2 protein-coding genes and 1 pseudogene are annotated in these 1,980 nt (G+C 65.4%); 2 read left to right on the forward strand and 1 reads right to left on the reverse strand.

Annotated features, from left to right (window positions below; translation table 11 throughout):
* Nucleotides 1–37 precede the first annotated feature (37 nt).
* Together A5780_RS08890 and A5780_RS08895 are read left to right on the forward strand one after the other, a co-directional pair.
* The gene (locus A5780_RS08890) at nt 38–832 is read left to right on the forward strand and encodes a DUF6338 family protein (RefSeq protein WP_064908198.1); all 795 of its coding nucleotides are present in this window, start codon (nt 38–40) and stop codon (nt 830–832) included.
* 307 nt (nt 833–1,139) lie between these two features.
* Nucleotides 1,140–1,502, forward strand: coding sequence for a VOC family protein (locus A5780_RS08895; protein ID WP_231982896.1), 363 nt, complete (start codon nt 1,140–1,142; stop codon nt 1,500–1,502).
* 182 nt (nt 1,503–1,684) lie between these two features.
* Here the strand turns inward: A5780_RS08895 and A5780_RS08900 are convergent.
* Nucleotides 1,685–1,980, reverse strand: a pseudogene (locus A5780_RS08900) (hypothetical protein); the annotation flags it as partial.

Genomic DNA, 1,980 nt, shown 5'->3' on the forward strand with positions numbered 1-1,980 from the left:
TTCTCCTGCGGCGGCGAAGCGGGAGTAGCGAGCGCAGATGGCGTTTCCCGCGAGCATCACCATCGTCTGTGTCCTGTTTAGCCTCGTTCCGGGGTGGTTGTATCTTCGGCGGCTTGAGCGGATCCGTCCGGCATCGAAGGCAACCGGCCTCAACGAGCTCCTGCAGGTGCTGGCGGTGGGGCTGTCGACAACGGGACTGGCGGCGCTGATCGTGATCCTGCTGCCTCCCGACTGGCTCCTTGATCCGGTCGCGCTGGTAAAGGGCGGTAGGGCCTACGTCTTGTCACATCTTCGGCGGGTCGCGGTGTCGGTCACGGCCACATTCCTGCTTGCGATCGGTATCGCCTATCTCTTCTCATGGGTTCGGTCCATCGGTGGGCCCAGAGGGTTCGACACTCTCGGGAGCCCCTGGGTCGATGCCTTCAATGCGTCACCAAAAGGCCAGGCCCCCTGGCTGATCGTAGAGATGGCTGACGGCCGGTTGGTCGAGGGCTGGCTCAAAGCATATGACCCTGATAAGGACCCCAAGTCCGACATCGTCTTGCAGGGCCGCATCCATATAACCCCGCCAGATGGCGAACGCTCCGAATTGGTCAAAGTCAACAGATACATCGTGGTCGGCGACCAGATCGTCTCGGTTCAGATCTGTGACGCGGATGTTCTGCCCGATCCCTCTAAGTGGCGGGGGTGGCGGGAGGAGATCTGTAGCAAGCTCCGATGTACGGGCGAGGCGGAAACCGGAGGAAATACGCCTCCTCCTCCGGGCAAAGAGTCGAACGGCCTCGACGGCGGAGGCGAAGCTGAGGACTCTAGCCAGAAACCTGCCGATTAACAGCCGATAGCCGCGGTTCAGCCGGATGTCCCGGCTGAACCGCGGCGGACGCGCCTGAAATCCCACTGGCATGCCGATCCGCTCGACCTGGCCAGCCGATCTCACGGACTCCCCTCGCTGGCCCGCGGGACGGCAGCAGTTCGTCCCCGTCGGGGTGGTGACGCAACGGCGCACACGACCGAGCCCGAGACCAGCGCTGTCGGCCGCCCGAATAAGGAGTGGAGCCGGGCCAAGACAGTGCGGTTGGATGACAGCCTGCGGCGGGCCGCCGCCTGGTCCGCGAACACGGATGCCCGAGGAGTGGACGATGCCGATCGCCGTGCTGCGAGGCGTGACTCTGGACTGCGCCGATCCCCGGGCTCTGGCCCGGTTCTACCGAGAGCTGACAGGCATGCGGCTCGGCTATGACGCTGACGAGTTTGTCGCCCTCACCGATGGTTCGGGTTGCGACCTGGGCTTCCAACAGGTCGACGGATACCGAGCCCCGCGGTGGCCCGGTCAGGACGCGCCGCAGCAGTTGCACCTGGACCTCAGGGTCGAGGACCTCGACGCGGCGGAGAAGTTGGCGCTGGGGTTCGGCGCGGTCAGGCCGGACCACCAGCCGGGCGGCGACCGGTGGCGAGTGCTGCTCGACCCGGCCGGTCACCCGTTCTGCCTGGTCGTCGGCTGACAGCAGGAGGATCTTGCCACCGCAACCCCTCGGGTGGTGTCGAAATTCGCGGATACCAACACCTTCCGCGCTGGGACCTGCGAAGAGGGCCCCGGCACTCGGTCCGTCGGGCCCTCGTGCTGACCGTAGAAGACTGCGATCGATCGTGCCGGGAAAGGGCGAAGTTTCACGTGCTCACGTGGTTAGTGGGTGACCGGTACCGGATCCTTCACGAGGGCGAGCGACGCAGCGGGGGAGCCGGTGTGAGTCGCGGCGTCGGTGCAGGGCACCAGGAGGTAGTTGGCGACTACGGCCCAGAAGGTGCGCCGATCGATGATGTCGAAGTCCCAGTCCTCGACCAAGCGGTGCAGGGTGGTCACGATGGCGGGAACGTCGAAGTCGGTGGCCTGTGCGGCGCCGGTGGACTCGACGAGGCCGGTGACGTATTTGGTGGCGGTTTCCATCGTGAACATCTGTTCTCCAGATCTGCGCGGCGCGA

This window comes from Nocardia sp. 852002-20019_SCH5090214, assembly GCF_001665865.1.
Taxonomy (GTDB): Bacteria; Actinomycetota; Actinomycetes; order Mycobacteriales; family Mycobacteriaceae; genus Nocardia; species Nocardia nova.

What these genes read in the sequence shown, in the direction of transcription:
- A5780_RS08890 (WP_064908198.1), top strand. Translation starts at nt 38, where the DNA reads ATGGCGTTTCCCGCGAGCATCACCATCGTCTGTGTCCTGTTTAGCCTC.
- A5780_RS08895 (WP_231982896.1), top strand. Translation starts at nt 1,140, where the DNA reads ATGCCGATCGCCGTGCTGCGAGGCGTGACTCTGGACTGCGCCGATCCC.